Source organism: Pseudomonas fluorescens, from assembly GCF_902497875.1.
Lineage (GTDB): Bacteria > Pseudomonadota > Gammaproteobacteria > Pseudomonadales > Pseudomonadaceae > Aquipseudomonas > Aquipseudomonas fluorescens_BR.
Genome location: NZ_CABVHY010000045.1, coordinates 13,770 through 38,462, shown reverse-complemented (window position 1 = coordinate 38,462; position 24,693 = coordinate 13,770). Strand labels below are relative to the sequence as shown.

21 protein-coding genes are annotated in these 24,693 nt (G+C 59.2%); 10 read left to right on the top strand and 11 right to left on the bottom strand.

What is annotated here, in order from left to right; genetic code table 11:
- Positions 1–121: 121 nt before the first annotated feature.
- The 4 genes from mdtD (at position 122) to yccS (ending at position 6,748) form a co-directional block, all read left to right on the top strand.
- Positions 122–1,549, top strand: coding sequence for a multidrug transporter subunit MdtD (mdtD, locus tag F8N85_RS30710; RefSeq protein ID WP_150807196.1), 1,428 nt, complete (start codon positions 122–124; stop codon positions 1,547–1,549).
- A 153-nt stretch (positions 1,550–1,702) separates the two neighbouring features.
- A complete protein-coding gene (gene dbpA / locus F8N85_RS30705) occupies positions 1,703–3,040 on the top strand; it encodes an ATP-dependent RNA helicase DbpA (RefSeq protein ID WP_263596395.1) in 1,338 nt (445 codons plus the stop codon).
- 87 nt (positions 3,041–3,127) lie between these two features.
- Entirely contained in the window at positions 3,128–4,306 is a 1,179-nt protein-coding gene (locus F8N85_RS30700) for an NAD(P)/FAD-dependent oxidoreductase (protein ID WP_150807194.1), read from the top strand.
- Between the two features lie 258 nt (positions 4,307–4,564).
- Positions 4,565–6,748, top strand: coding sequence for a YccS family putative transporter (gene yccS / locus F8N85_RS30695; protein WP_150807193.1), 2,184 nt, complete (start codon positions 4,565–4,567; stop codon positions 6,746–6,748).
- Between the two features lie 105 nt (positions 6,749–6,853).
- Here yccS and F8N85_RS30690 read toward each other — a convergent pair whose 3' ends face one another.
- On the bottom strand, positions 6,854–7,591 hold the full coding sequence (locus F8N85_RS30690; RefSeq protein WP_150807192.1) for a substrate-binding periplasmic protein: 738 nt from the start codon (positions 7,589–7,591) through the stop codon (positions 6,854–6,856).
- A gap of 268 nt (positions 7,592–7,859) precedes the next feature.
- Between F8N85_RS30690 and F8N85_RS30685 the strand changes: the two genes are divergently transcribed.
- Positions 7,860–8,312, top strand: coding sequence for a GNAT family N-acetyltransferase (locus F8N85_RS30685; RefSeq protein WP_150807191.1), 453 nt, complete (start codon positions 7,860–7,862; stop codon positions 8,310–8,312).
- A 185-nt stretch (positions 8,313–8,497) separates the two neighbouring features.
- On the opposite strand, the gene F8N85_RS30680 is transcribed toward F8N85_RS30685, so the two are convergent.
- The 3 genes from F8N85_RS30680 to F8N85_RS30670 are packed head-to-tail and all read right to left on the bottom strand — an operon-like array spanning position 8,498 to position 11,497.
- Complete coding sequence (locus tag F8N85_RS30680) at positions 8,498–8,794, bottom strand: winged helix-turn-helix domain-containing protein (RefSeq protein WP_150644437.1); 297 nt, start codon at positions 8,792–8,794, stop codon at positions 8,498–8,500.
- A gap of 24 nt (positions 8,795–8,818) precedes the next feature.
- The gene (locus tag F8N85_RS30675) at positions 8,819–9,331 is read right to left on the bottom strand and encodes a M48 family metallopeptidase (protein WP_150807203.1); all 513 of its coding nucleotides are present in this window, start codon (positions 9,329–9,331) and stop codon (positions 8,819–8,821) included.
- 27 nt (positions 9,332–9,358) lie between these two features.
- The gene (locus tag F8N85_RS30670; RefSeq protein WP_150807190.1) at positions 9,359–11,497 is read right to left on the bottom strand and encodes a putative bifunctional diguanylate cyclase/phosphodiesterase; all 2,139 of its coding nucleotides are present in this window, start codon (positions 11,495–11,497) and stop codon (positions 9,359–9,361) included.
- 321 nt (positions 11,498–11,818) lie between these two features.
- Here F8N85_RS30670 and F8N85_RS30665 point away from each other — a divergent pair, with 321 nt between their 5' ends.
- Positions 11,819–12,487: a polysaccharide lyase family 7 protein gene (locus F8N85_RS30665; RefSeq protein WP_150807189.1), complete on the top strand. Its 669-nt coding sequence runs from the start codon at positions 11,819–11,821 to the stop codon at positions 12,485–12,487.
- 79 nt (positions 12,488–12,566) lie between these two features.
- Here F8N85_RS30665 and F8N85_RS30660 read toward each other — a convergent pair whose 3' ends face one another.
- The 7 genes from F8N85_RS30660 to tkt form a co-directional block, all read right to left on the bottom strand.
- Entirely contained in the window at positions 12,567–13,058 is a 492-nt protein-coding gene (locus F8N85_RS30660) for a hypothetical protein (protein ID WP_412072525.1), read from the bottom strand.
- A 171-nt stretch (positions 13,059–13,229) separates the two neighbouring features.
- Positions 13,230–14,294, bottom strand: coding sequence for a class II fructose-bisphosphate aldolase (gene fba, locus F8N85_RS30655; protein ID WP_150644440.1), 1,065 nt, complete (start codon positions 14,292–14,294; stop codon positions 13,230–13,232).
- A gap of 292 nt (positions 14,295–14,586) precedes the next feature.
- Positions 14,587–14,916, bottom strand: coding sequence for an MliC family protein (locus tag F8N85_RS30650; protein WP_150807188.1), 330 nt, complete (start codon positions 14,914–14,916; stop codon positions 14,587–14,589).
- A 60-nt stretch (positions 14,917–14,976) separates the two neighbouring features.
- Positions 14,977–15,198, bottom strand: coding sequence for a hypothetical protein (locus F8N85_RS30645; protein WP_150807187.1), 222 nt, complete (start codon positions 15,196–15,198; stop codon positions 14,977–14,979).
- 32 nt (positions 15,199–15,230) lie between these two features.
- The gene (locus F8N85_RS30640) at positions 15,231–16,394 is read right to left on the bottom strand and encodes a phosphoglycerate kinase (RefSeq protein WP_150807186.1); all 1,164 of its coding nucleotides are present in this window, start codon (positions 16,392–16,394) and stop codon (positions 15,231–15,233) included.
- 17 nt (positions 16,395–16,411) lie between these two features.
- The gene (gene epd / locus F8N85_RS30635) at positions 16,412–17,476 is read right to left on the bottom strand and encodes an erythrose-4-phosphate dehydrogenase (protein ID WP_150807185.1); all 1,065 of its coding nucleotides are present in this window, start codon (positions 17,474–17,476) and stop codon (positions 16,412–16,414) included.
- 193 nt (positions 17,477–17,669) lie between these two features.
- Entirely contained in the window at positions 17,670–19,667 is a 1,998-nt protein-coding gene (tkt, locus tag F8N85_RS30630; RefSeq protein ID WP_150807184.1) for a transketolase, read from the bottom strand.
- A gap of 260 nt (positions 19,668–19,927) precedes the next feature.
- Here tkt and F8N85_RS30625 point away from each other — a divergent pair, with 260 nt between their 5' ends.
- From F8N85_RS30625 to F8N85_RS30610, 4 genes are all read left to right on the top strand, one after another.
- Positions 19,928–20,923, top strand: coding sequence for an ArsR/SmtB family transcription factor (locus F8N85_RS30625; RefSeq protein ID WP_150807183.1), 996 nt, complete (start codon positions 19,928–19,930; stop codon positions 20,921–20,923).
- Positions 20,924–20,942: 19 nt separating this feature from the next.
- Positions 20,943–22,133 (top strand): methionine adenosyltransferase, encoded by a 1,191-nt coding sequence (gene metK, locus F8N85_RS30620; protein WP_150807182.1) that lies wholly within the window; start codon positions 20,943–20,945, stop codon positions 22,131–22,133.
- A 233-nt stretch (positions 22,134–22,366) separates the two neighbouring features.
- Positions 22,367–24,076 carry an NAD-dependent DNA ligase LigB gene (gene ligB / locus F8N85_RS30615; protein ID WP_150807181.1) on the top strand — a complete coding sequence of 570 codons (1,710 nt, stop codon included), beginning with the start codon at positions 22,367–22,369 and terminating at the stop codon, positions 24,074–24,076.
- Positions 24,077–24,149: 73 nt separating this feature from the next.
- On the top strand, positions 24,150–24,545 hold the full coding sequence (locus F8N85_RS30610; RefSeq protein ID WP_150807180.1) for a DUF1090 domain-containing protein: 396 nt from the start codon (positions 24,150–24,152) through the stop codon (positions 24,543–24,545).
- Positions 24,546–24,693: the final 148 nt, after the last annotated feature.

The following is a 24,693-nucleotide window of genomic DNA, read 5'->3' as shown; positions in this document are numbered from 1 at the left end:
TACGCCGACCGGGTACACCCGCAACAGGTGAGTGAACGCAGAATCTGTAGGAGCTGCCGCAGGCTGCGATCTTTTCAAAGGCGCACACGAAAACAATAGACTCACACCCACAAGAGGTCCCATGCCCGACCGCCCGGCTCTCGACGCAACAACCGCCTACTGGGTGCCCTGGGTGGTGGCCATCGCCTTTTTCATGCAGTCCCTCGACGGGACGATCCTCAACACGGCGCTACCCGCCATGGCCCGGGATCTGGCGGAAGACCCGCTGCGCATGCAAGGCGTAATCATCGCCTACATGCTCACCGTGGCCCTGCTGATTCCCGCCTCGGGCTGGATCGCCGACCGCTTCGGCACCAAAAAGATATTCTTCAGCGCGATTCTGCTGTTCAGCTTCGGCTCGCTGCTCTGCGCGCTGTCGAGCTCCTTGAGCATGCTGATCGGCGCTCGGGTCGTACAAGGTCTGGGCGGCGCGCTGATGCTGCCGGTGGGCAGGCTGGTGGTGCTGCGGGCCTACCCGCGCTCGGAACTGGTGCGAATCATGGGTTTCATCACCATCCCCGGCCTGCTCGGTCCGCTGCTCGGCCCGACCATGGGCGGCTGGATGGTGCAGTACCTGACCTGGCACTGGATCTTCCTGATCAACTTGCCGGTCGGCGTGCTCGGTTGTTATGCCGTGTGGCGCTTCATTCCCGACCTGCGCGGCAGCGAGCGCACCCGCTTCGACGGCGTGGGTTTTGTGCTGTTCGGCGCGGCCATGGTGTTGATCACCATCGCCATGGAAGGTCTCGGCGAACTGCATTTGCCGCACCTGCGGGTGATGTTGCTGCTGTTCGCCGGCATGGCCTGCCTCGCGGCGTACTGGCTGCGCGCCGGGCACGTCGATAATCCATTGTTCGCGCCCTCGCTGTTCAAGACCCGGACCTTTGCCGTGGGCATTCTCGGCAATCTGTTCGCCCGCCTGGGCAGCGGCGCCTTGCCGTTCCTGGTGCCGTTGCTGCTGCAGATCGCCTTGGGTTATTCACCGTCCCAGGCCGGAATGAGCATGCTGCCGCTGGCGGCGGCGGCGATGATCGCCAAATCCGTCGCCCGACCGCTGATCGAGCGCTTTGGCTATCGCATCGTGCTCACCGGCAACACCCTGGCGCTCGGCCTGATGCTGGCCAGCATGGGCCTGGTCAGCGAGCAGACACCTTACTGGTTGTTGTTGTTTCAGCTCGCTGTATTGGGAGCGATCAACTCCTTGCAGTTCACCGCCATGAACACCGTGACCCTGATTGACCTTGACGACGCCAGTGCCAGCAGCGGCAACAGCCTGCTGTCGGTGGTCGCGCAATTGTCCCTGAGCCTGGGTGTGGCCTGCGCCGGCGCGCTCTTGGGGGGATTTACCGCGCAGGCCGGCAACGACGGCGTGAACACTGTGCTGGAGGCGTTTCAGCTGACCTTCCTGACCGTCGGCATCATGGCGATGCTGGCTGCGGCGATTTTTTCCCAGCTGTCGCCCACGGATGGCAGGCGCATTCGGCGCCCACAGGAGCACATCGAGCCGTGATTTCTGACAAAAGGTGCCGGCTTTGGCTACTTTTCGTCCAGAACTTGCAGGGAAAATGCCGGGGACTGGTACACTGCGCGACATTTTGTTTTGCAGGCCAGTCCCGTGACCACCATTGCCACCGCTTTTAATACTTTGCCGCTGTCCGCTGCCATGCTGGCTAACCTCGACTCCCTCGGTTATGCCCAGATGACTCCGATCCAGGCGCAAAGCTTGCCGGTGATCCTCAAGGGGATGGACCTGATCGCCCAGGCCAAGACCGGCAGCGGTAAGACCGCGGCCTTTGGTATCGGCCTGCTGAACCCGATCAATCCGCGCTTCTTCGGTTGCCAGGCGCTGGTCATCTGCCCGACCCGTGAGCTGGCCGACCAGGTCGCCAAGGAAATCCGTCGTCTGGCCCGTGCCGAAGACAACATCAAAGTCCTGACCCTGTGTGGCGGCGTGTCGTTCGGCCCGCAAATCGGTTCGCTGGAACACGGCGCGCACATCATCGTCGGCACTCCAGGGCGCATCCAGCAGCACCTGCGCAAGGGTTCGCTGGTGCTCCATGGCCTGAACACCCTGATCCTCGACGAAGCCGACCGCATGCTCGACATGGGTTTCTACGATTCTATCGAAGAAATCATCGCCCAGACCCCGGAGCGTCGTCAGACCCTGCTGTTCTCCGCCACTTACCCGGTGGGCATCAAGCAGCTGGCGTCGAAGTTCATGCGCAACCCGCAGCAAGTGAAGTCCGAAGCGATGCATGCCGACAGCCAGATCGAGCAGCGTTTCTACGAGATCTCGCCGGAAGAGCGCATGGATGCGGTGGTCAAAGTTCTCGCGCATTTCCGTCCGCAATCCACCGTAGCTTTCTGCTTCACCAAGCAGCAGGTCCAGGAAACCGTTGACCATCTGACCGCCAAAGGTATTTCCGCCGTCGGCCTGCATGGCGACCTGGAACAACGCGATCGTGATCAAGTACTGGCGATGTTTGCCAACCGCAGTACCTCGGTACTGGTCGCCACCGACGTCGCCGCTCGCGGCCTGGACATCGATGCGCTGGACATGGTGGTCAACGTCGAACTGGCCCGCGACTCGGAAATCCACATCCACCGCGTCGGCCGTACCGGTCGTGCCGGTGAGAAAGGCATTGCGATCAGTCTGGTCGCACCGTCCGAAGCCCATCGCGCCCAGGCCATCGAGCAGCTGCAGAAGTCGCCACTGAGCTGGGACCAGCTGGACAACCTGAAGTCCCAGGGCGGCGCCCCGCTACTGCCGGCCATGAGCACCCTGTGCATCGGTGCCGGCCGTAAAGACAAGGTTCGCCCAGGCGATATCCTTGGCGCACTGACCGGCGATGCCGGCATCCCGGGTGCCCAGGTCGGCAAAATCGCCATCTTCGACTTCCAGGCCTATGTGGCCGTGGAACGCAGCATGGCCAAGCAGGCGGTGCAGCGTTTGAGCGAAGGTAAAATCAAAGGCCGCTCGTTGCGCGTGCGGATTTTGTAAGGATTCTTCGCCCCAACGAAGATCCCCTGTGGGAGCGAGCTTGCTCCCACAGTTAGTTTTGTGGTGACACATTAAGAGGACACCGTTTTGCGCTCTACCGAAGTCGTGATCATTGGCGCTGGCGCCGCAGGTTTGATGTGCGCGCTGACCGCTGCCGGGCGGGGGCGCAAGGTGATGTTGATCGACCATGCGAACAAGGCCGGCAAGAAAATCCTGATGTCCGGCGGTGGACGCTGTAATTTCACCAACATGTACACCGAACCGAACAATTTTCTCTCGCAGAACGCGCACTTCTGCAAATCCGCGCTGGCCCGCTACACCCAATGGGATTTCATCGGGCTGGTGGCCAAGCACGGCGTGCCCTACCACGAGAAAAAACTCGGCCAGTTGTTCTGCGATAACAAGTCCAGCGACATCCTCGGCATGCTGCTCGACGAATGCGATCAGGTCGGCGTCAGCCTGCACCTGGACACCTCGGTCCAGAACATCGAAAAACTCGAAAGCGGCTACCTGCTGGAAACCACGTTGGGCCAATTGACCTGCGAATCCCTGGTGATCGCCACAGGCGGCCTGTCGATCCCGACCCTGGGCGCTACCGGTTTCGGTTATCAGGTGGCCAGGCAATTCGGCCACGAGCTGCTGGCAACCCGCGCCGGCCTGGTGCCGTTCACCATTACCGATCAGCTCAAGGAGTTGTGCACCGAGCTGTCCGGGACTTCGGTGGATTGCCTGGTGAGCTGCAACGATCAGAGCTTTCGCGAGAACATCCTGTTCACCCACCGCGGCCTCAGCGGCCCGGCGATTCTGCAGATTTCCTCGTATTGGGAATCCGGCGATACACTGGAAATCAACCTGCTGCCGGATCATGACGTACCAAGCTGGTTGCAGCAGCAACAGGCCGAACGTCCCAATAGCGAGCTGAAAACCCTGCTCGGTGAGATCTTCACCAAGAAGATGGCCAACTTGCTCGCCGACACCTGGTTCGTTTCCAAGCCAATGAAGCAGTACACCCACGCTGAATTGGCCGCTATCGCCGAAAAACTCGCGAGCTGGAAGTTGGTGCCAGCTGGCACCGAAGGCTATCGCACCGCAGAAGTGACCCTGGGCGGCGTCGATACCCGCGAGGTTTCGTCGAAAACCATGGAATCGCTGAAAAGCCCTGGCCTGTACTTCATCGGCGAAGTGCTGGACGTCACCGGCCATCTGGGCGGTTTCAACTTCCAGTGGGCCTGGGCCTCCGGCTACGCAGCAGCACAATACGCCTGACACAACGCCCCCCCCTGTAGGAGCTGTCGAGCGGAGCGAGGCTGCGATCTTTTCGGCCCCGAAACCGGCCGAAGATCAAGATCAAAAGATCGCAGCCTGCGGCAGCTCCTACACGGGACCGCGTTTCAAAGCCACGGCACCGTGTTTCCGAACTTCAAGGACGGAACAGATTTTGCTGTCAGATGTGATCGGCGCCATTGCGTCGTCGTCATTACTGGCTCAATTTAGCTGCATTGCCCCGGAAGGCCTTTCCACTCCATGTCATCAACTTCGTTTCGTCAGTCTCTGCGTCGCCTCTGGGCGCTGGATAAGTTCAGCTACAGCGTGCGGGTATTCATCGCTCTGACCGGCAGCATGGCGCTGTGTTGGTACCTGGATGAAATGGCGCTGCTGATCCCGTTGTTCCTGGGGATTATCGCCAGCGCCCTGGCCGAGACAGACGACAGTTGGCAAGGCCGCCTGAATGCCCTGGCCGTGACGCTGGTGTGCTTCAGCGTCGCGGCGTTTTCCGTCGAAGTGCTGTTTCCCTACCCGCTGATTTTCGTCGTGGCGCTGGCACTGGCCAGTTTCGGTCTGACCATGCTCGGCGCATTGGGTGAGCGCTACGGGGCGATTGCTTCGGCAACCCTGATTCTCTCCGTCTACACCATGATCGGCGTGGAGCAGCGCGGTGGCGAAGTCACCAACCTCTGGCATGAACCGGTCCTGCTGGTGGCCGGTGCAGCCTGGTACGGCTTGCTGTCGGTGCTGTGGCAGGTACTGTTTTCCAACCAGCCAGTGCAGCAGAGCCTGGCGCGACTGTTCAGGGAGCTGGGGTACTACCTGAAACTGAAGTCGTCGCTGCTCGAGCCGATCCGCCACCTGGATGTCGAAGCTCGGCGTCTGGAACTGGCCCAGCAAAACGGTCGGGTGGTCGCAGCGCTCAATACCACCAAGGAAATCATTCTGCATCGGGTGGGCGACGGCCGACCGGGTTCGAAAGTCAGTCGCTACCTGAAGCTGTACTTCCTCGCGCAAGACATCCACGAGCGCGCCAGCTCCTCCCATTACCCCTACAACGCCCTGGCCGAAGCCTTCTATCACAGCGACGTGCTGTTTCGCTGCCAACGCCTGCTGCGCCAACAAGGCAAGGCTTGCCGGGCGCTGGCGGAATCAATCCAGATGCGTCAGCCGTTCATCTACGATGCCAGCTTTGCCGAAGCCCTGAGCGACCTGCATGCCTCCCTCGACCACCTGCGCACCCAGAACAACCCGGCCTGGCGCGGCCTGCTGCGTTCTTTGCGTGCGCTGGCGGCGAACCTGGGCACCCTCGATCGGCTGATCAGCGATGCGAGCAACCCGGACACCCTCGCCGACGCCACCGACAGCAGCCTGCTGGACCGTTCGCCACGCAGTCTCAAGGACGTCTGGACCCGCCTGCGGACCCAACTGACACCGACGTCGCTGCTGTTCCGGCATGCCCTGCGTTTGCCCCTTGCGCTGAGCATCGGCTACGCCATGGTGCATTTGATCCACCCGTCCCAGGGTTACTGGATCATTCTCACCACGCTGTTCGTCTGCCAACCGAACTATGGCGCCACCCGTCGCAAGCTCGGCCAGCGAATCATCGGCACCGCTATCGGGCTGATCGTGGCCTGGGCGCTGTTCGACCTGTTCCCGAGCCCCCTGGTCCAATCGCTGTTCGCGATTGCCGCCGGGGTAGTGTTCTTTATCCATCGCACCACCCGCTACACCCTGGCGACCGCTGCGATCACCATCATGGTGCTGTTCTGCTTCAACCAGGTGGGCGACGGCTACGGCCTGTTACTGCCGCGATTGTTCGATACTCTGCTGGGCAGCCTGATTGCCGGCCTGGCGGTGTTCCTGTTCCTGCCGGACTGGCAGGGTCGCCGCCTGAACAAAGTGCTGGCTAATACCTTGACCTGCAACAGCATCTACCTGCGGCAAATCATGCAGCAATACGCAGCCGGCAAAAGCGACGATCTGGCCTATCGCCTGGCCCGGCGCAATGCCCACAACGCTGATGCAGCACTGTCGACCACCCTGGCCAATATGCTGATGGAGCCGGGGCATTTTCGAAAGGAAGCCGACGTCGGTTTCCGCTTCCTGGTGCTCTCCCACACCTTGCTCAGCTACCTGTCGGGCCTCGGCGCCCACCGTGAAGCCCGGCTACCGCAGGATGTGCGCGAGCATTTGATCAATGGGGCCGGCGTGAGCCTGGCCGCGAGCATCGATGAGATCGCTCAGGGGTTGGCGAGCAAACAGCCCATTGCGATTCAGAGCGATGCGGAAGAAGCGCTGGCCAACGAGCTTGAGCAGATGCCCGATGAAATCGATGAAGGCCAACGGTTGGTGCAGACGCAGTTGGCGCTGATCTATCGGCAACTGGGTCCGTTGCGGACATTAGCGGCGCATTTGATCAAGGAAACAGACGAGGCTTAGAACTGGCCTGCAGATCTCTATCGACTGCCAGGCCGTCTCGCGGGCAAGTCGGATCGCCGCACTGCCGCTACCACAGGGATCGTGGCGCTCTTCAATCCATTCTCTCTACATCCCATGCTGCTTGAGCAACCGGTCGTAGCTGCCATCGGCCTTCATCGCCGCTATCTCACGGTCGAAACCGGCGACGATCTGTTGGTGTTTGGGGTTTTTCAGGCTGACCAGAATGTGCAGGCTGTTTTCACTCAACGGCTGAGGCACAAACTCCACCGCATTGCGCACCTTGGGCGACTCGCGGGCCAGGTAGTAGCGTGCGACGAATTCATCTTCCAGGGTCAGTTTCACCCGGTCCGCAGCCAGCATGCGCACCGCCATCGAAAAACTATGCACCGGCACTTTCCGCAGATCCGGGTCACTGTCGAACGCCGATGAATAAGCGTAACCGCGCACCACCGCGATCAGGTACTCATGCAGTTGCTGCAGATTCTGGTACTCGAACGGCTCGTTCTTGCGTTTGATGAAGCGCACCCGGTTGAGCAGGTATTCGCTGGAGTACTGCCCCAACTGAGTCCTGGCCTCGTTGAACCAGGCATTCACCAGCACGTCGTAACGCCCTTCGCCAACCCCCAGCAAGGCCCTGGCCCAAGGCACTTGTTCGAATTCACTGGCATAGCCGGCCCGCGCCAGGGCAGTACTGACAATATCAGTGGCCAACCCGCCATTGACCAGCGTGGAGTCGGTAAACGGCGGCCACGCATCGGCTACCAGACGCAATTTTTCCGCATAAACGCTCTGACCCAGCAAGAGCAATCCAATCAATGCAAAGGCTCGAAGCAATCGCGGCATGCTAAAACATCCTTAGCGGGGGGCTGCCCAGCGTGTTTTTAGCCAACTCGAAGGCTCGCGCAATGGCACTCAGCCACCAGCGCGATCCTAACTTTAGCTCATGGGAGCCACTGCAAAGAGCTGCAAAACAGATTACACAAAGAAGACAGCGCCGAGCAAAATGAATGATGGCAATTTGATTGCGCTCACATAAACGACCTTTTCCGCCAGCAGACATCCATTTGAATGGCGCCTAGTATCAAAACCAGAGTTCTTACAGGATGACGTGATGACAATTGATTGGGTTTGCAAACACCACAGCGATCTGGGCAAAGAACAGCTGTACGCGATTCTGCAATTGCGCACGGAAGTCTTCGTGGTCGAGCAGAAATGCGCTTATCAGGATGTCGATGGCCAGGACTTGGAGGGCGACACCTGCCATTTGATGGCCTGGGAGGGTGATCGGCTGGTGGCTTATCTACGCTTGCTCGACCCGGCTTCCCAAGGCGGTGACGTGGTCATTGGTCGTGTGGTGATTGCGCCAGAGGCGCGAGGCAAAGGCTTGGGCCATGAGCTGATGGCCAATGCCTTGAAGCAGGCTGAAAAACACTGGCCCGAGGTGCCGATCTATCTGTCGGCACAGGCGCATTTGCAGGGTTATTACGGGCGTTATGGGTTTGTCGTGGCGGGCGAGGAATTTCTTGAAGATGATATTCCGCATATCGGGATGCGTAAGCCTTAAAGATGCCTTCAGGCGAACGCTTACCTGTGGCGAGGGAGCTTGCTCCCGCCGGCCGGTCCGCGCTCGGGCGTAGCAGTCGTAAAACCATCCCGCGCGTTCTGTCTGATACAACGCGGTTGCCAGTTTTAGGGCCGCTGCGCGCCCCAGCGGGAGCAAGCTCCCTCACCACAGGTGGTCGCGAGGCTTCAGGGATACCCTAAAACCGCTTTGACCTGCCCCAGATGCTGAGTAATCCAGCCCTTATCGATCGCTCCCCAGCTGTGGATCTGATAACGCCCGGCATGGTTGCGCGCGCCATCCTTTTGCTCGAACTCACAGACGATATCCAGATCCGCCAACGCGGCAATCGTATCCTGCGCCGTGCGCCGGGGCATGCCGGTGACTTCGGTGATCGCCGGAACACTGCTGGCCAGTTGGCTGTCGATCAGATAGGCCACATACAAGCGCCGGTAAAAGCTGCTCTTGGTCTTGCTCACGTCCATTCACAAACTCCTTGTCGGTCACTGCTACGGGGCCACAACAGCCTTGCCCTGCATGTCCCGATAAGTCAGGTAGATGCGCAGGTCGAATTCCAGTTGGTGGTAGCCCGGCAGCATATGCTCGCAGAGCTGATAAAAAGCTTTGTTGTGGTCGGACTCTTTGAAGTGCGCCAGTTCATGCACCACGATCATGCGCAGAAATTCCGGCGCCGCATCCTTGAACAATGCGGCGATGCGGATTTCCTTCTTGGCCTTGAGCTTGCCGCCCTGTACCCGGGAAATCGCCGTGTGCAGGCCAAGGGCGCGATGGGTCAGGTCCAGGCGGTTATCAAACAGCACTTTGTCGATGGCCGGTGCGTTGCGCAGGTGTTCCTGCTTCAAGGCCAAAGCATAGCTGTACAGCGCTTTGTCGCTCTGCACCGCATGCTTGTCGGGATAACGCTGGCTCAGATAGTCGCCCAACCGATCTTGCGCGATCAGCTGGCGCACTTGCTCTTGCAAGGCGGCGGGATAAGCCTGGAGGTACTTCAACGCGGTCATGGGAGCGGGCAACACAGTCTCGAAAGGTCACCAGTGTAGCGAATTCAGCCTCTGCGCGCCCCAGTCAAACGGCTGCGCGAAACGGCCGGCATCACAGGCCATCAGCGGTTCCCCCACCAGCAGACCTTGCACGTACTCGCACCCATTGGCCTGCAACCACTGGAATTGCTCAGGCGTTTCCACCCCTTCGGCGATCACCTGCAAACCGTATTGCTTGCACAGCTCGATAACGCTACGGACCATCGCGGCATCACGCGGGGAGTCGAGCAGTCGGGCGATCAGCTGCCGATCGAGCTTGAGGGTATCGAACTCCAGGTCGCGCAGGTGAGCCAGGGAGCAGTTGCCCACACCAAAATCATCTAGCGCCACCCGCACCCCAAGGTTGCGCAGCAGGCGCAACTGTTTGCGCGACTCCTCGAAATTCTGCATCAGTGCGCTCTCGGTCACTTCGACTTCCAGCTGGCACGGCTGCAAGCCATGACGCTCAAGCACCTGACGAAACTCGGTGACCAGGTTTGGCATGCTGAACTGACTCCCGCTCAGGCTTACACAAAGCACCAGGTCGTCCCCAAACACGCCCTCCCAGGCGCTACGCTGAACCGCGCTCTGCTGATAAATCCAACTGCTCAGACGGCTGATCAGCCGTGCTTCTTCCAGTAGTGGCAGGAACAGCCCCGGTGGCACATCACCAACACTCGGGTGCTGCCAGCGCAGTAACGCTTCGAAGCCGCGCAGACGGCCATCGGCTATCGCTACCTGAGGCTGATACACCAGGTTGAAATCCTTGTTCTCAATCGCTGAGCGCACGCTCTCTTCGAGCATCAAGCGCGAACGGGCACGGCCGTTCATTTCATGATCGTAGAACCGATACTGCTGACGTCCGGCGCGCTTGGACTCGTACATGGCAATATCGGCCGCCCGCAGCAAGCCATCGAGATTGGAGCCGCAGTCCGGGTAGGTAGCGATCCCGATACTCACCCCAAGCGTCATGTCCAGACCTTCGATCTGCTGGCAGATCGATACTCGCTCTATGAGCTTTTCCGCTATTTTTGCTGCCTGTTCGGGGAATTCCAGATCCAGCAGCGCGGTAAACTCGTCGCCCCCCATGCGCGCCAGGATATCGGATGAGCGCAAGCAGGCCTTCAATTGTTCCGACACCCAACGCAGCACCCGATCCCCGGCATCGTGCCCCAGGGAATCATTGACCCGCTTGAAGCCATCGAGGTCCAGATACAGCAGCACCGGCGTGGTATCCGAACGCTCGGTGCGCAACAGTAGAGTCTCCACGGTCTGGTAGAACCCACGACGGTTGAGCAGCCCGGTCAAGGGGTCGGTGACGGCCTGAAATTCCAGTTGCTGATGCAGATGGCGCACCACTGACATATCCAGCACCGTCACCACCATGGCCTTCTGATCGGCCGGCAACGGTGCGCACGACAGTGCCACGGGCACCTGCTGACCCGGCGCGGTGCGCAGCATGGCATCGTGCAAGCGCCAGGTTTCCCCGCGGCGATAGCCCATATAGAGCTCTGAATCGATCCAGCAGGGCACATGGGGATTTTGCAGAAAACTCACAAACTCCGCGCCCTGCAACTCTCCCACCGGAGCATTGAGCAACCGCGAGATCGCCGGGTTGGCAAAGCGGATCAAGCCGCTTTCATCCACCACCAGAATCCCTTCTGCCGCGTTGTCCAGCACCGAGGCATTGAACGCCCGCGCCACCTCCAGGTCATGACTCAGGTGTTGCAGGGCCCGTCGATTGCGTTGATGTTCGAGCAATGCCTGGACTTTTGGTTTGAGAATCTGCGGGTCGAACGGCTTGAACAGGTAATCCACCGCGCCACTGGCATAGCCCTTGATCACAGAGGCCTGGGACTGCTCGTTGGCGGTGAGGAAAATGATCGGGGTCAGCTGAGTGCGTTGGCTGCCACGCATCAGGCGCGCCACTTCAAAACCGTCCATGCCAGGCATCTGCACATCCAGCAGCACCAGGTCGATTTCATGCTCGAGCAACAAGCCCAGCGCCTCGACTCCGGAGGCTGCCGTCATGACATGCCAGTCCTGGCGCTGCAGCAGCGCACGCATGCTGATCAAATTTTCGGGATAGTCATCAACTATCAAAAGGACTGAACGGACTTCACCTGGCTTGGGTTGCGCGCATTCCATGCTGCTTCTCTTGTCTGGGTGTCGTGTCGGTAACGGAGGGAAAACCGCACAAATACTGAGACTTCACTCTAGACCCGATCCACGAAAGCAGAAGGTGTCATCACGCCATCATCCTAACAAACCCTCAGGCACCCGACTAACGGTATGGCCTACAGGCCCCGAAAACCGGGGAAGATGGCATTTCGCCAGAAGGTTGACGTCAACTCTCCGCCAGACGGACTTAACAAAGGCTTGTTCTGCGCTTATAAAGACCGACCTCAAAAGCGCGAGCTAAAGCCTCTGGCTGCTTGCGTACAGCATGAATCAGCAAAAGGTTTGAATATGATCGATATGGCATCCTGGAACCTGAGCGTTCCCGTCGGCAGCCCCCCGGCGACCATCGAAACCTCCAAACTGGTAAATGGTTTCAAGGATCAGTACTTCAATTCCGATGGCAGCACCGTGTATTTCTGGGCACCCGTGACCGGTACACGCACTGAAAATGCCAAATATCCGCGTACCGAATTACGCGAAACCTACTCCAACGGCACCTTGCACAATTGGTTCTACCCCGACGCTGATAATCTGCTGCGTGCCACCCTGGTAGTGAGCCAGGTGCCGTCCTCGGGCAAGATCGTCATCGGCCAGATCCATGCTTACGGAAGCACCAGACCCCTGGTGAAAGTCGAATACCAATACAGTGAAAGCACACACAGCGGCAACATCGTCGCCAAAGTGCGCATGCGCCCCGATGATAAAGAAGGCCGGGTGATCAATATCGCCCAGGACGTGAAACTGGACAGGGAGTTCAACTACCAGATCCACCTCGGCCGCAGCGGCGCCCTGAGCGTCTCCGCGGCGGGTTATCAGTGGGACACCCAGATCGGCGCCGCCTGGCGCGACAAACCGCTGTACTTCAAGGCCGGGGTCTACGTCCAGGACAATACCGGCTACAAAAGCGAAGGCGGGAAAGCAACGTTCTCCAGGCTGGATATTGATCACAATAAGTAGTGATGGGGCCTGGCCAAGCAACGCTGAAAACCCCGCACCGTCGCGGGGTTTTTATTAACTTCAGTTTGATAACTAATTTTTACTTAACGCACATCAACATAAAACTTAATGAAGAGTCACCCGCCGGCCCCTCCCCACCCACGTTAAGCGTCAGAACATTTACCTTATCGGCAGTTGGGGCTCCACCCAATTTCGCATGCCCATAAAAAATATTATCGTTAGAGCTCACATCTGTCGAAGACACGGAACAAAACCTCGGCGCACGATCCAGCAGCCCTGGGACAAATTTCACCTTGTAATCTGAAAAATAATTGGGCTGTGCATTATGTTCTACGTCGGCAATCCAGTCAGGTGACTGTTCCAGAACGTTACCTGCCCTATCAATCGAAGCAGTAAACACCCCGGCATCCGCATTCGCCGGCATGACCACGCCACAGACGCCTAGAACAGCCAATAACCCCGTACACCTCAACGCTTTGTTCAAGTCCATATGAATAGTCATCCCTTGATGATTAATTGAGCCCTCGGCTAATTTACCGGCACTCTCAAATACACTTAAGACATCCTCCATAGAATTGTCAAAGACTCACATCACAACAAGAGAACTTACCCAAAACCGATTAACAATTCCTACAACCATTAAAGAAACATTTGATCTCTTCGGGCACGGCACTATTTATTCCACCGACAAAAAAACCCGCCTTTCAGCGGGTTTTTTATTAACGCGGTTTAACGCTAAGGCTTAGTTGACCTTGGCGTTCAACTCACCTTTGGCGTAACGCTGGAACATCGCTTCCAGAGAAATCGGCTTGATCTTCGAACCATTGCCTGCAGTACCGAAAGCTTCGTAGCGAGCAATACAGACATCGCGCATGGCGGTAACGGTCGCGCCGAAGAACTTACGCGGGTCGAACTCGCTCGGGTTGGTGGCCATCAGGCGACGCATCGCACCGGTGGATGCCAGGCGCAGGTCGGTGTCGATGTTGATCTTGCGCACGCCGTGCTTGATGCCTTCGACGATTTCTTCAACCGGAACGCCATAGGTTTCTTTAATGTCGCCGCCGTACTGGTTGATGATCGCCAGCCACTCTTGCGGCACCGAAGAAGAACCGTGCATCACCAGGTGGGTGTTAGGGATGCGTTTGTGGATTTCTTTGATGCGGTCGATGGCCAACACGTCGCCGGTAGGTGGCTTGGTGAACTTGTAGGCGCCGTGGCTGGTGCCGATGGCGATGGCCAGGGCGTCGACCTGAGTGCGCTTGACGAAGTCAGCGGCTTCTTCCGGGTCGGTGAGCATCTGGCTGTGATCGAGCACGCCTTCTGCACCGATGCCGTCTTCTTCACCGGCCATGCCGGTTTCCAGCGAACCCAGGCAGCCCAGTTCACCTTCTACCGAAACGCCGCAGGCGTGGGCCATGGCCACGGTTTGTTGGGTAACGCGGACGTTGTAGTCGTAGTCGGTTGGGGTCTTGCCGTCTTCGCCCAGGGAACCGTCCATCATCACCGAGCTGAAGCCCAGTTGAATGGAGCGCTGGCAGACGTCAGGGCTGGTGCCGTGATCCTGGTGCATGCACACCGGGATGTGCGGGAATTCTTCGATCGCGGCCAGGATCAAGTGGCGCAGGAAGGGTGCACCGGCATATTTGCGCGCACCGGCGCTCGCCTGGACGATCACCGGGGAGTCAGTCTTGTCAGCGGCTTCCATGATGGCGCGCATCTGTTCAAGGTTGTTGACGTTGAAGGCTGGAACGCCGTAGCCGTATTCGGCTGCGTGGTCCAGCATCTGGCGCATGCTGATAAGTGCCATTGGGTGTGTATCTCCCGGTTGAGGGTCGTTAATCGTGCAAGCCTGCCGTAGCGGCGGCTGCTATTCAAGTTATTGCAGATCGGGGGTAAACCCTGGCTGCCAATTCGGTGGTGCAAAATCTCGGTACTTACACAGAACCATTGTGGGAGCGAGCTTGCTCGCGATGAGGGCCTGGCAGCCTACAGTGCAGGGACTGTCAGATCGCTATCGTCGGATCGTCGCCCGGAGCAAGCTCGCTCCCACATTTGGCTCTGCTTCCACAATGGATCTGTGGTGTATCAATTTCTTGTATTTACAGCGCTTTACAACCGCGACCGATCAAATCATTGGTGGCGACCCAGTAAACCAGGCCTTCCTCACCTTTTATGTGAAACGCCAGCATGTCATTGCTGTACAGCGAGCCCGAGCCGCTTGGCTCAAGATTCAGGCGGTAGACCTGATCGGCCCCGCCCAAGCGTAAGTCGACTTGCGTACGGTTGCTGTCGGCGTAGCGCCAGACTACTTGAGCCTGGCTGTCGCAACTCCAGGTCGTCCAGCTGTCCTGGGGCGGCGACTCAAACAGGTTCAGGTTGGCGCAACCTGCGAGCAATACCAGCGCCGTCACGGCGATAAAGCCTTTCATCGGCGTTCCCCGGCTTGCGGCTGACAGCCGCAAGCACCGCGCGTTATTGAGTCTGACCCATCAAGGACAGCCATGTTCCTTGGCCTTCGCAGGAGTCTCGTATTTTTCCAGACCTTCCGGCCCCGAGCGCTTGTTGATCACCGGGGCGGTTTCAGCCTGCCACTCGGCCTGATAGCAGCCACCTTCCGGCTCGCCCGCGGCAGGCTCAGGCTTGGTCTGCGGGGTACTCCCGCAGCCTGCCAGCAAACCCGCGAAGAGCAACAGCGCTAATGTCTTGACCATTTGAATGTTCCTTTTTCAGGCCAGATAAACCCTTAGGCTTTCGCGCGGCTTTCCAGCACTTCCACGGCTGGCAGCACTTTGCCCTCGACGAACTCGAGGAACGCGCCACCACCGGTAGAAATGTAGGAGATTTGCCCGGCAACGCCATATTTATCGATGGCCGCCAGTGTGTCGCCACCGCCGGCAATGGAGAACGCCGAGCTTTGAGCGATAGCCTGGGCCAGAACTTTGGTGCCGTTACCGAACTGATCGAATTCAAATACGCCGACCGGGCCGTTCCACAGAATGGTCTTCGACGATTTCAGCAGCTCAGCGAAGTTCGCCGCGGTTTGCGGGCCGATGTCCAGAATCATGTCGTCGTCGGCGACATCAGCGATCAGCTTGACGGTGGCCACAGCGCTTTCGGCAAATTCCTTGGCAACCACCACGTCGACCGGCAATGGCACGCTGACTTTAGCGGCGATGGCGCGGGCGGTGTCCAGCAGGTCCGGCTCGTACAGCGACTTGCCGACCGGGTGACCGGCCGCAGCGAGGAAGGTGTTGGCAATGCCGCCGCCAACGATCAGCTGGTTGCAGATCTGGCTCAGGCTGTTGAGCACGTCGAGCTTGGTCGACACCTTGGAGCCGGCAACGATGGCGGCCATAGGTTGGGCCGGGGCGCCGAGGGCTTTGCCCAGTGCGTCCAGTTCGGCAGCCAGCAACGGCCCAGCGGCCGCGACCTTGGCGAACTTGGCCACGCCGTGGGTTGAGCCTTCGGCGCGGTGAGCGGTGCCGAAGGCGTCCATCACGAAGACGTCGCACAGGGCAGCGTATTGTTTGGCCAGTTCGTCGGCGTTCTTTTTCTCGCCTTTGTTGAAGCGCACGTTTTCGAACAACACGATGTCGCCGGCCTTGACGTCGACGCCACCCAGGTAATCGGAGACCAACGGTACTTCGCGACCCAGGGCCTTGCTCAGGTAATCGGCAACCGGCTTGAGGCTGTTCTCGGCCGAGAACTCGCCTTCGGTCGGACGGCCCAGGTGTGAGCAGACCATCACGGCCGCGCCTTTTTCCAGGGCCAGCTTGATGGTCGGCAGCGAAGCCAGGATTCGCGCATCGCTGGTGACAACACCGTCCTTGACTGGGACGTTGAGGTCTTCACGGATCAGTACGCGTTTACCTTGCAGATCGAGGTCGGTCATCTTCAACACGGTCATGGGTCGCATTTCCTGAGTTACTGCTTTTGAGAAGCAAATAGTGGATTAGCGGTGTGCAGATAGTGCTCTGCAACATCCAGCATTCGATTGGCAAACCCCCATTCGTTGTCGAACCAGGCCAGCAGGTTCACCAGCCGTGGGCCGGAAACGCGGGTCTGACTGGCGTCGACAATCGCCGAGTGAGGGTCATGGTTGAAATCACAACTGGCGTGAGGCAACTCGGTGTAGGCCAAAAGCCCTTTGAGCGGGCCGCTGGTGGCGGCCTCGCGCAGGATCCGGTTGACCTCGATGGCGTCGGTATCGCGTGCGGTCTGCAGAGTAATATCCAGGCAGGACACGTTAACCGTCGGCACTCGCACTGCTTTGGCCTGAATTCGCCCCGCAAGTTCCGGCAACAGCCGTTCGATCCCGCGCGCCAGACCAGTGGACACCGGAATCACCGACTGAAACGCCGAACGGGTGCGACGCAAGTCTTCATGATGATAGGCGTCAATCACCGGCTGATCGTTCATCGCCGAGTGAATGGTGGTGATCGACACGTACTCCAGGCCGATGGCCTGGTCCAGCAGGCGCAACAGCGGCACACCGCAATTGGTGGTGCAGGAGGCATTGGATACCAGCAGCTCGTCGCCGGTCAGACAATCCTGATTGACGCCATAGACAATGGTGGCGTCGACATCCGCTTCGCTGGCCATCGGTTGGGAGAACAGCACCCGTGGCGCGCCGGCATCCAGGAAGCGCTGGCCGTCGACCCGGGTGTGGTAAGCGCCCGAGCATTCGAGCACCAGATCGACACCCAGTGCTGCCCAGTCGATGCCTTCAGGGGTGGCACTGCGCAGAACCTTCACGCAGTCGCCATTAATATGCAGACAATCACCGTCGATCTTCACCTCTCCGGGAAAGCGCCCGTGGGTGGAGTCGAAGCGTGTCAGGTATTCGATGCTGGCCATGTCGGCCAGATCGTTGATCGCAACAATTTCAAACCCGGCCGCCGTCCCTCGCTCAAACAAAGCACGCAAGACGCAACGACCAATCCGGCCGTAGCCGTTGAGTGCAACTTTGTAGGGACGCGGTTGAGGCATGGGGTTCTCGATAGACGCGGTAGACGAATTCTCGTTAACAACACAATCCCCTGTAGGAGCTGTCGAGTGAAACGAGGCTGCGATCTTTTGATCTTGGCTTTTAATCCAACAACCTGAAGATCAAAAGATCGCAGCCTATCGGCAGCTCCTACGCGGGGACCGCGGCAGCCAATGGCCACCGCGTTCGTGCTTTTTAGTCTTCCAGCAACTCTTCAGCCTGACCCAGGATGTTTTCCAGGGTGAAGCCGAACTCTTCGAACAAGGCAGGCGCAGGCGCCGACTCGCCGTAGGTGGTCATGCCGATGACGCGACCTTCCAGGCCCACGTACTTGTACCAGTAGTCGGCGTGAGCGGCTTCGATGGCGATCCGCGCGCTGACCTGCAATGGCAGAACCGCTTGCTTGTAGCCGGCATCCTGAGCATCGAAGACACTGGTGCATGGCATGGAAACCACGCGCACCTTGCGGCCTTGCTCTGTCAGTTTGTCGAAGGCTTGAACCGCCAGGCCGACTTCGGAACCGGTAGCGATCAGGATCAGCTCAGGCTCGCCTGCGCAGTCCTTGAGCACGTAACCACCACGGTTGATGCACTCGATCTGCACCGCATCGCGGGTTTGGTGCTGCAAGTTCTGACGGGAGAAGATCAGCGCTGACGGACCATCGTCACGCTCCAGCGCGAATTTCCAGGCCACCGCCGATTCAACCGCATCGGCTGGACGCCAGGTGTCGAGGTTCGGTGTGCAGCGCAGGCTGGACAGCTGCTCGATCGGCTGGTGAGTCGGGCCGTCTTCGCCCAGACCGATGGAGTCGTGGGTGTAGACGTAGATCACGCGCTTCTTCATCAGTGCCGACATGCGCACTGCGTTGCGAGCGTATTCCATGAACATCAGGAAGGTCGCGCCGTAAGGCAGCAGACCGCCGTGCAATGTTACGCCGTTCATGATCGCGCTCATGCCGAACTCGCGAACGCCGTAGTACATGTAGTTGCCGCTGGCGTCTTCAGCGTTGACACCTTTGCAGCCTTTCCACAGGGTCAGGTTGGAACCGGCCAGGTCCGCGGAGCCACCCAGCAGTTCCGGCAGCAGCGGGCCATAGGCATTCAATGCATTCTGGCTGGCTTTACGGCTGGCGATGGATTCGCCTTTGGCCGCCACTTCAGCGATGTAGGCCGCGGCCTTCTCGGAGAAATCTTCCGGCAATTCACCGCTCAGGCGACGGATCAGCTCATTGGCCAACTGCGGGAATTCAGCGGAGTAAGCAGCGAAACGCTGGTCCCACTCGGCTTCGGCAGCCCGACCGGCTTCCTTGGCATCCCATTGCGCGTAGATGTCGGCCGGGATTTCGAACGGGCCGTGGTTCCACTTCAGCGCAGTACGGGTCAGAGCGATTTCCGCGTCACCCAGTGGGGCGCCGTGGCAGTCTTCCTTGCCTTGCTTGTTCGGCGAACCAAAACCGATGGTGGTTTTGCAGCAGATCAGCGTCGGTTGCGCGCTTTTGCGCGCAGTGTCGATCGCGATCTTGATCTCTTCCGGGTCGTGGCCGTCGACATTGCGGATTACTTGCCAGTTATAGGCTTCGAAACGCTTAGGGGTGTCGTCGGTGAACCAGCCTTCGACTTCACCGTCGATGGAGATGCCGTTGTCATCGTAGAAGGCGATCAGCTTGCCCAGGCCCAGCGTACCGGCCAGGGAACTGACTTCGTGGGAAATGCCTTCCATCATGCAGCCGTCACCCAGGAACACATAGGTGTGGTGGTCGACAACGTTGTGGCCAGGACGGTTGAACTGCGCCGCCAGGACTTTTTCCGCCAGGGCGAAACCGACGGCGTTGGCCAGCCCCTGACCCAGCGGGCCGGTAGTGGTCTCGACACCCGGGGTGTAACCGTATTCCGGGTGACCCGGAGTGCGGCTGTGCAGTTGACGGAAGTTTTTCAGGTCATCGATCGACAGGTCGTAGCCGGTCAGGTGCAGCAGCGAGTAGATCAACATCGAGCCGTGACCGTTGGACATGATGAACCGGTCACGGTCGGCGAACGATGGATTGCTCGGGTTGTGCTTGAGGTAGTCACGCCAAAGTACTTCGGCGATATCCGCCATACCCATAGGGGCACCTGGATGGCCGCTGTTGGCTTTTTGCACGGCATCCATGCTGAGGGCACGAATGGCGTTGGCACGCTCACGACGGCTGGGCATCGCTGATCTCCTGAGGATTAAGTAAAACGAAACGGAAAAAAGGCGAGCATTTTCCCCCAGCGGCATGCCTTGGGGCAATGACAGATAGTCACTGAAGCGACTTTTTCCTGTGGATAAAGACCTAATCTTTTGGTGAAACCATTCTGCTGTTCGTTTGTAGAGTGAGCCAGGGCTCCAGAAGTGCCATCTATCGAGCAATATCAAAACTTTTTGATATTGCTCTTGCGAGGATTCAGGCCCCTCACTAGACTGCCAGCCCTATGAACCTACGCGTGCCCTCCATTCGCCATGACGACTGTGATGAGCTGGCTGCCTTGTGCAAAGCCGGCGGCGATCCGTTGCGGCTGAATGTGTTACGGGTGCTGGCCAACGATTCGTTCGGCGTGCTGGAACTGGCGCAGATCTTCGCCATTGGTCAGTCCGGCATGAGTCACCATTTAAAGGTCCTGGCCCAGGCCGACCTGGTGGCGAGCCGGCGCGAAGGCAACGCGATTTTCTACCGCCGCGCCCTGCCCCATAGCGAATTGCTGGGTGGCAAACTGCACGCGGCCCTGCTCGATGAAGTGGATAACCTGACCCTGCCGGCCGATGTGCAGTCGCGCATTGGTCAGGTCCACGGGCAACGGGCCGCAGCCAGTCAGGACTTCTTCTCCCGGGTTGCGGAAAAATTTCGCGCCCAGCAGGACTTGATCGCTGGCCTGGCGCAGTACCGCGAAAGCGTGGTGGCACTGCTCGACAAGCTGAGTTTCAGCGACGCGGCTACCGCCATTGAAGTCGGCCCTGGCGACGGTGGTTTTCTGCCGGAGCTGGCACGTCGTTTCAGCCAGGTCACGGCGCTGGACAACAGCCCGGCGATGCTCGAACTGGCGCGTCAAGTCTGTGAGCGTGAAGCACTGGCTAACGTCAGCCTGCAACTGGCCGATGCATTGAATGGCGTGAGCCTGCAGGCCGATTGCGTAGTACTGAACATGGTGCTGCACCATTTCGCGGCACCGGCCGATGCGCTCAAGCACATGGCCAAATTGCTGCAACCAGGCGGTAGCCTGTTAGTGACAGAGTTGTGTAGCCACAATCAAAGTTGGGCCAAGGAGGCCTGCGGTGATCTTTGGTTGGGTTTTGAACAGGACGATTTGGCCCGTTGGGCCACCGCTGCGGGACTCGTTCCCGGGGAAAGCCTCTATGTGGGCTTACGTAATGGTTTCCAGATCCAGGTCCGCCACTTTCAGCGACCGGCTGGCGACACTCACCATCGGTAAATTGTAGGAAAACATCGAGATGAGCGAATACTCCCTCTTCACCTCCGAGTCCGTGTCTGAAGGGCATCCGGACAAAATCGCCGACCAGATTTCTGATGCGGTGCTGGACGCCATCATTGCTGAAGACAAGTTCGCCCGTGTGGCGTGCGAGACTCTGGTGAAAACCGGCGTAGCGATCATTGCAGGCGAAGTCACCACTTCGGCCTGGGTTGACCTCGAAGACATCGTCCGTAAAGTCATCATCGACATCGGTTACGACAGCTCCGACGTCGGCTTCGATGGCGCCACCTGTGCGGTGATGAACATCATCGGCAAGCAGTCGATAGACATCGCCCAAGGCGTTGACCGCAGCAAGCCGGAAGACCAGGGTGCCGGCGACCAGGGCCTGATGTTCGGCTACGCCAGCAACGAAACCGAAGTGCTGATGCCGGCGCCGATCACCTTCTCTCACCAGTTGGTGCAGCGCCAGGCCCAAGCCCGCAAATCCGGCCTGCTGCCGTGGTTGCGTCCGGATGCCAAATCCCAAGTCACCTGCCGCTATGAAAACGGCAAGGTAGTGGGCATCGACGCCGTTGTTCTGTCGACCCAGCACAACCCGGAAGTGTCTTACAAAGACCTGCGCGAAGGCGTGATGGAGCTGATCGTCAAGCACGTGCTGCCTGCCGAACTGCTGCACAAGGACACTCAGTTCCACATCAACCCGACCGGCAACTTCATCATCGGTGGCCCGGTGGGCGACTGCGGTCTGACCGGTCGCAAGATCATCGTCGACACCTACGGCGGCATGGCCCGTCACGGCGGCGGCGCGTTCTCCGGCAAGGATCCATCGAAGGTTGACCGTTCCGCGGCCTACGCCGGTCGTTACGTGGCGAAAAACATCGTCGCTGCCGGCCTGGCCGAGCGTTGCGAGATCCAGGTGTCCTACGCCATCGGCGTCGCTCAACCGACTTCGATCTCGTTGAACACCTTCGGCACCGGCAAAATCAGCGATGACAAGATCATCAACCTGGTCCGCGAGTGCTTCGATCTGCGTCCATACGCGATCACCACCATGCTCGACCTGCTGCACCCGATGTACCAGGAAACCGCAGCCTACGGCCACTTCGGTCGTACGCCAGAAGTGAAGACCGTCGGCGACGACACCTTCACCACGTTCACCTGGGAAAAAACCGACCGCGTCGACGCCTTGCGCGCTGCTGCCGGTCTGTAAGCGTTCTTCGGCTGCACCCCAAGCCCCGCACGGCTCACGCCCTGCGGGGCTTTTTCATGCACGCCGGCCCCTCCTGTGGGAGCGGGCTTGTCGGCGAAGACGGTCTGACAGACGGCAACTATTTCAACCCGTTTCAACATCTGCCAGCCGACACACCCGGCAAAATACCTGTCTGATTCCATCGTTTCAGCTGATATAGCCTTACGCATCCCAACCGAGCAAGGATGCATACGATGCTCACCTCTGCACGTCTGTTAGTCGGTTTATGGCTAACCCTCTATTTCCTGAACGCCAACGCGAACACCTGCCCGGACTGGTCGTTCAGCCAGGCAAAGGCGGAAATCACTCAACTTCGACAACAGCTCAATCGCTGGGACGACAGCTATCACCGCCAAGGTCGCTCGCTGGTTGCCGACGAACTTTACGATCAATCTCGCGCCCTGTTCAGTCAATGGCGTGAGTGCTTTCCGACAATCAACGGGCAATCCGCCAATCCTCTGCGCACGGTGGGAGGACCGATTGCCCATCCCATTCCTCAGACAGGCCTGGAAAAGCTCGCCGATGGCCGTGCCGTAGAGGCCTGGCTCAAGGACCGCACCGACGTCTGGGCTCAACCGAAGGTCGATGGTGTGGCCGTCACGCTGATCTATCATCAAGGCCAGCTGGAGCGGGTAATCAGTCGCGGCAATGGCGTGCGCGGGCAAGACTGGACCGCCTCGGCGCGCAAGATTGGCGCCATCCCTGCGCAACTGCCGCAACCTGTGGACCTGCTGCTTCAAGGCGAACTCTATTGGCGCCTCACCGACCACATTCAGGCCACCGCCGGTAGCCTCAGCGCTCGCAGCAGTGTCGCCAGGTTGATGGCGCGCAAGGAGCTCAGTGCCGTCGACGCCGGCGGTATCGGGCTGTTTGTCTGGGATTGGCCGCAAGGCCCGGCTACCTTGCCCGAACGGCTGGCCGGCTTGAAGGCGTTGGGTTTTACCCAGAGCGCGCAATACAGCCAACCGATCAGCCACTTCGCCGACGCCGAACGATGGCGCGACCACTGGTATAACTCGCCCTTGCCGTTCGCCAGCGACGGCCTGGTATTGCGTCAGAGTCAGCGCCCCCCCGCGCAGCGCTGGCAGGTAAAAGCGCCTTATTGGATCGTCGCCTGGAAATACCCCTTCGCCCAGGCACTGGCAGAAGTGCGTGGAGTGCAATTCAACATTGGCCGCACCGGGCGAATTACCCCCGTACTGGAACTCAAACCATTGACCCTCGATGACCGGCAGGTCAAACACGTCAGTGTCGGTTCACTGCAACGTTGGCAGACCCTGGATATCCGACCCGGTGATCAAGTCGCAATCAGCCTGGCAGGCCTGACTATTCCTCGCCTCGACAGCGTCGTTTTACGCGGCGCCAAACGCCCGGAGGTGGTTGCGCCACGGGCAAAGGATTTTCATCAACTGAGCTGCTGGCAGCCTACCCCAGGATGTGAGAGCCAGTTCCTGGCACGCTTGACCTGGCTCAGTGGCAAGCAGGGACTGGCGCTGCCGCATATCGGCCCCGGCACCTGGGAAAAACTGATCAGCGCCGGGCGCATCAACAACCTGCTCGATTGGTTGACCCTCGATGCGCAAGAGCTTGCTAACATTGACGGCTTCGGCGAGCGCAGCAGTGCCCGCTTGTTGAGCAGTTTGCAAAGTGCCAGGCAGCGACCCTTCGAAAGCTGGCTCAAAGCGCTGGGCATGCCACCGACCGCCGACGTTGACCTTACCGGCCCATGGCAGATGCTGGCAGCAAGAAGTACCGCACAATGGCAGACCGAAACCGGGATCGGCCCGGGACGCGCAGCGCAATTGAGCGCATTTTTTCGCGACCCGCAGGTACTGGCCCTGAGTGAAGAACTACGCGCTGCGGGGATCGATGGTTTCCAGAGCCAGGATGCCCGCCAGCTTTGAACCCAAGGGTACAGATGAACTCCAATAGCGATCTGTACACTGACCTGATAGCGATCTTTTTCACGGAGCTTTCATGAATTTTTTGTCACCGCTCGCCCTGCTTACTGTTTGCAGCCTGCTGGCCACCCCTCTGTTGGCCGTTGAAGAAACCCCTGAACTGACCGGCTGCGCGGCTAAACGTCAGGCTATCAGCACCCAGATCGAGCAAGCCAGGGCCCATGGCAATAGTGAACAGCAAGCGGGCCTGGAAAAAGCCCTGAGCGAAGTTACGGCCAACTGCACCGAAGCGTCCTTGAAGAAAGAACGGGAAAACAAGGTGCTGGATGCCAAGCACGAAGTCAGCCGTCGTCAGAGTGACCTTGAGAAGGCCATGAAAAAGGACGACTCCGAGAAAATCAACAAACTCAAAGACAAACTCGCCAAGTCCCGCAAAGAATTGCAGGAAGCGCTGGATGAGCTGGAAAAGTAAGTGCGGTGCCAGGTGTGGCGAGGGGGCTTGCCCCCGCTGGGCTGCGAAGCAGTCCTAAAATCGACTATTTTGCAGTGTCAGGATAAACGCAGCGGCTGGTTTCACGACTGCTACGCAGTCGAACGGGGGCAAGCCCCCTCGCCACAGC

What these genes read in the sequence shown, in the direction of transcription:
- ligB (WP_150807181.1), top strand. Translation starts at nt 22,367, where the DNA reads ATGCTCACCTCTGCACGTCTGTTAGTCGGTTTATGGCTAACCCTCTAT.
- F8N85_RS30680 (WP_150644437.1), bottom strand. Translation starts at nt 8,794, where the DNA reads ATGGACGTGAGCAAGACCAAGAGCAGCTTTTACCGGCGCTTGTATGTG.
- F8N85_RS30650 (WP_150807188.1), bottom strand. Translation starts at nt 14,916, where the DNA reads ATGAAAGGCTTTATCGCCGTGACGGCGCTGGTATTGCTCGCAGGTTGC.
- F8N85_RS30610 (WP_150807180.1), top strand. Translation starts at nt 24,150, where the DNA reads ATGAATTTTTTGTCACCGCTCGCCCTGCTTACTGTTTGCAGCCTGCTG.
- F8N85_RS30625 (WP_150807183.1), top strand. Translation starts at nt 19,928, where the DNA reads ATGAACCTACGCGTGCCCTCCATTCGCCATGACGACTGTGATGAGCTG.
- F8N85_RS30665 (WP_150807189.1), top strand. Translation starts at nt 11,819, where the DNA reads ATGATCGATATGGCATCCTGGAACCTGAGCGTTCCCGTCGGCAGCCCC.
- dbpA (WP_263596395.1), top strand. Translation starts at nt 1,703, where the DNA reads ATGCTGGCTAACCTCGACTCCCTCGGTTATGCCCAGATGACTCCGATC.
- metK (WP_150807182.1), top strand. Translation starts at nt 20,943, where the DNA reads ATGAGCGAATACTCCCTCTTCACCTCCGAGTCCGTGTCTGAAGGGCAT.
- F8N85_RS30660 (WP_412072525.1), bottom strand. Translation starts at nt 13,058, where the DNA reads ATGGAGGATGTCTTAAGTGTATTTGAGAGTGCCGGTAAATTAGCCGAG.
- fba (WP_150644440.1), bottom strand. Translation starts at nt 14,294, where the DNA reads ATGGCACTTATCAGCATGCGCCAGATGCTGGACCACGCAGCCGAATAC.
- F8N85_RS30640 (WP_150807186.1), bottom strand. Translation starts at nt 16,394, where the DNA reads ATGACCGTGTTGAAGATGACCGACCTCGATCTGCAAGGTAAACGCGTA.
- yccS (WP_150807193.1), top strand. Translation starts at nt 4,565, where the DNA reads ATGTCATCAACTTCGTTTCGTCAGTCTCTGCGTCGCCTCTGGGCGCTG.
- mdtD (WP_150807196.1), top strand. Translation starts at nt 122, where the DNA reads ATGCCCGACCGCCCGGCTCTCGACGCAACAACCGCCTACTGGGTGCCC.
- F8N85_RS30685 (WP_150807191.1), top strand. Translation starts at nt 7,860, where the DNA reads ATGACAATTGATTGGGTTTGCAAACACCACAGCGATCTGGGCAAAGAA.
- F8N85_RS30690 (WP_150807192.1), bottom strand. Translation starts at nt 7,591, where the DNA reads ATGCCGCGATTGCTTCGAGCCTTTGCATTGATTGGATTGCTCTTGCTG.
- epd (WP_150807185.1), bottom strand. Translation starts at nt 17,476, where the DNA reads ATGCCTCAACCGCGTCCCTACAAAGTTGCACTCAACGGCTACGGCCGG.
- tkt (WP_150807184.1), bottom strand. Translation starts at nt 19,667, where the DNA reads ATGCCCAGCCGTCGTGAGCGTGCCAACGCCATTCGTGCCCTCAGCATG.
- F8N85_RS30645 (WP_150807187.1), bottom strand. Translation starts at nt 15,198, where the DNA reads ATGGTCAAGACATTAGCGCTGTTGCTCTTCGCGGGTTTGCTGGCAGGC.
- F8N85_RS30675 (WP_150807203.1), bottom strand. Translation starts at nt 9,331, where the DNA reads ATGACCGCGTTGAAGTACCTCCAGGCTTATCCCGCCGCCTTGCAAGAG.
- F8N85_RS30670 (WP_150807190.1), bottom strand. Translation starts at nt 11,497, where the DNA reads ATGGAATGCGCGCAACCCAAGCCAGGTGAAGTCCGTTCAGTCCTTTTG.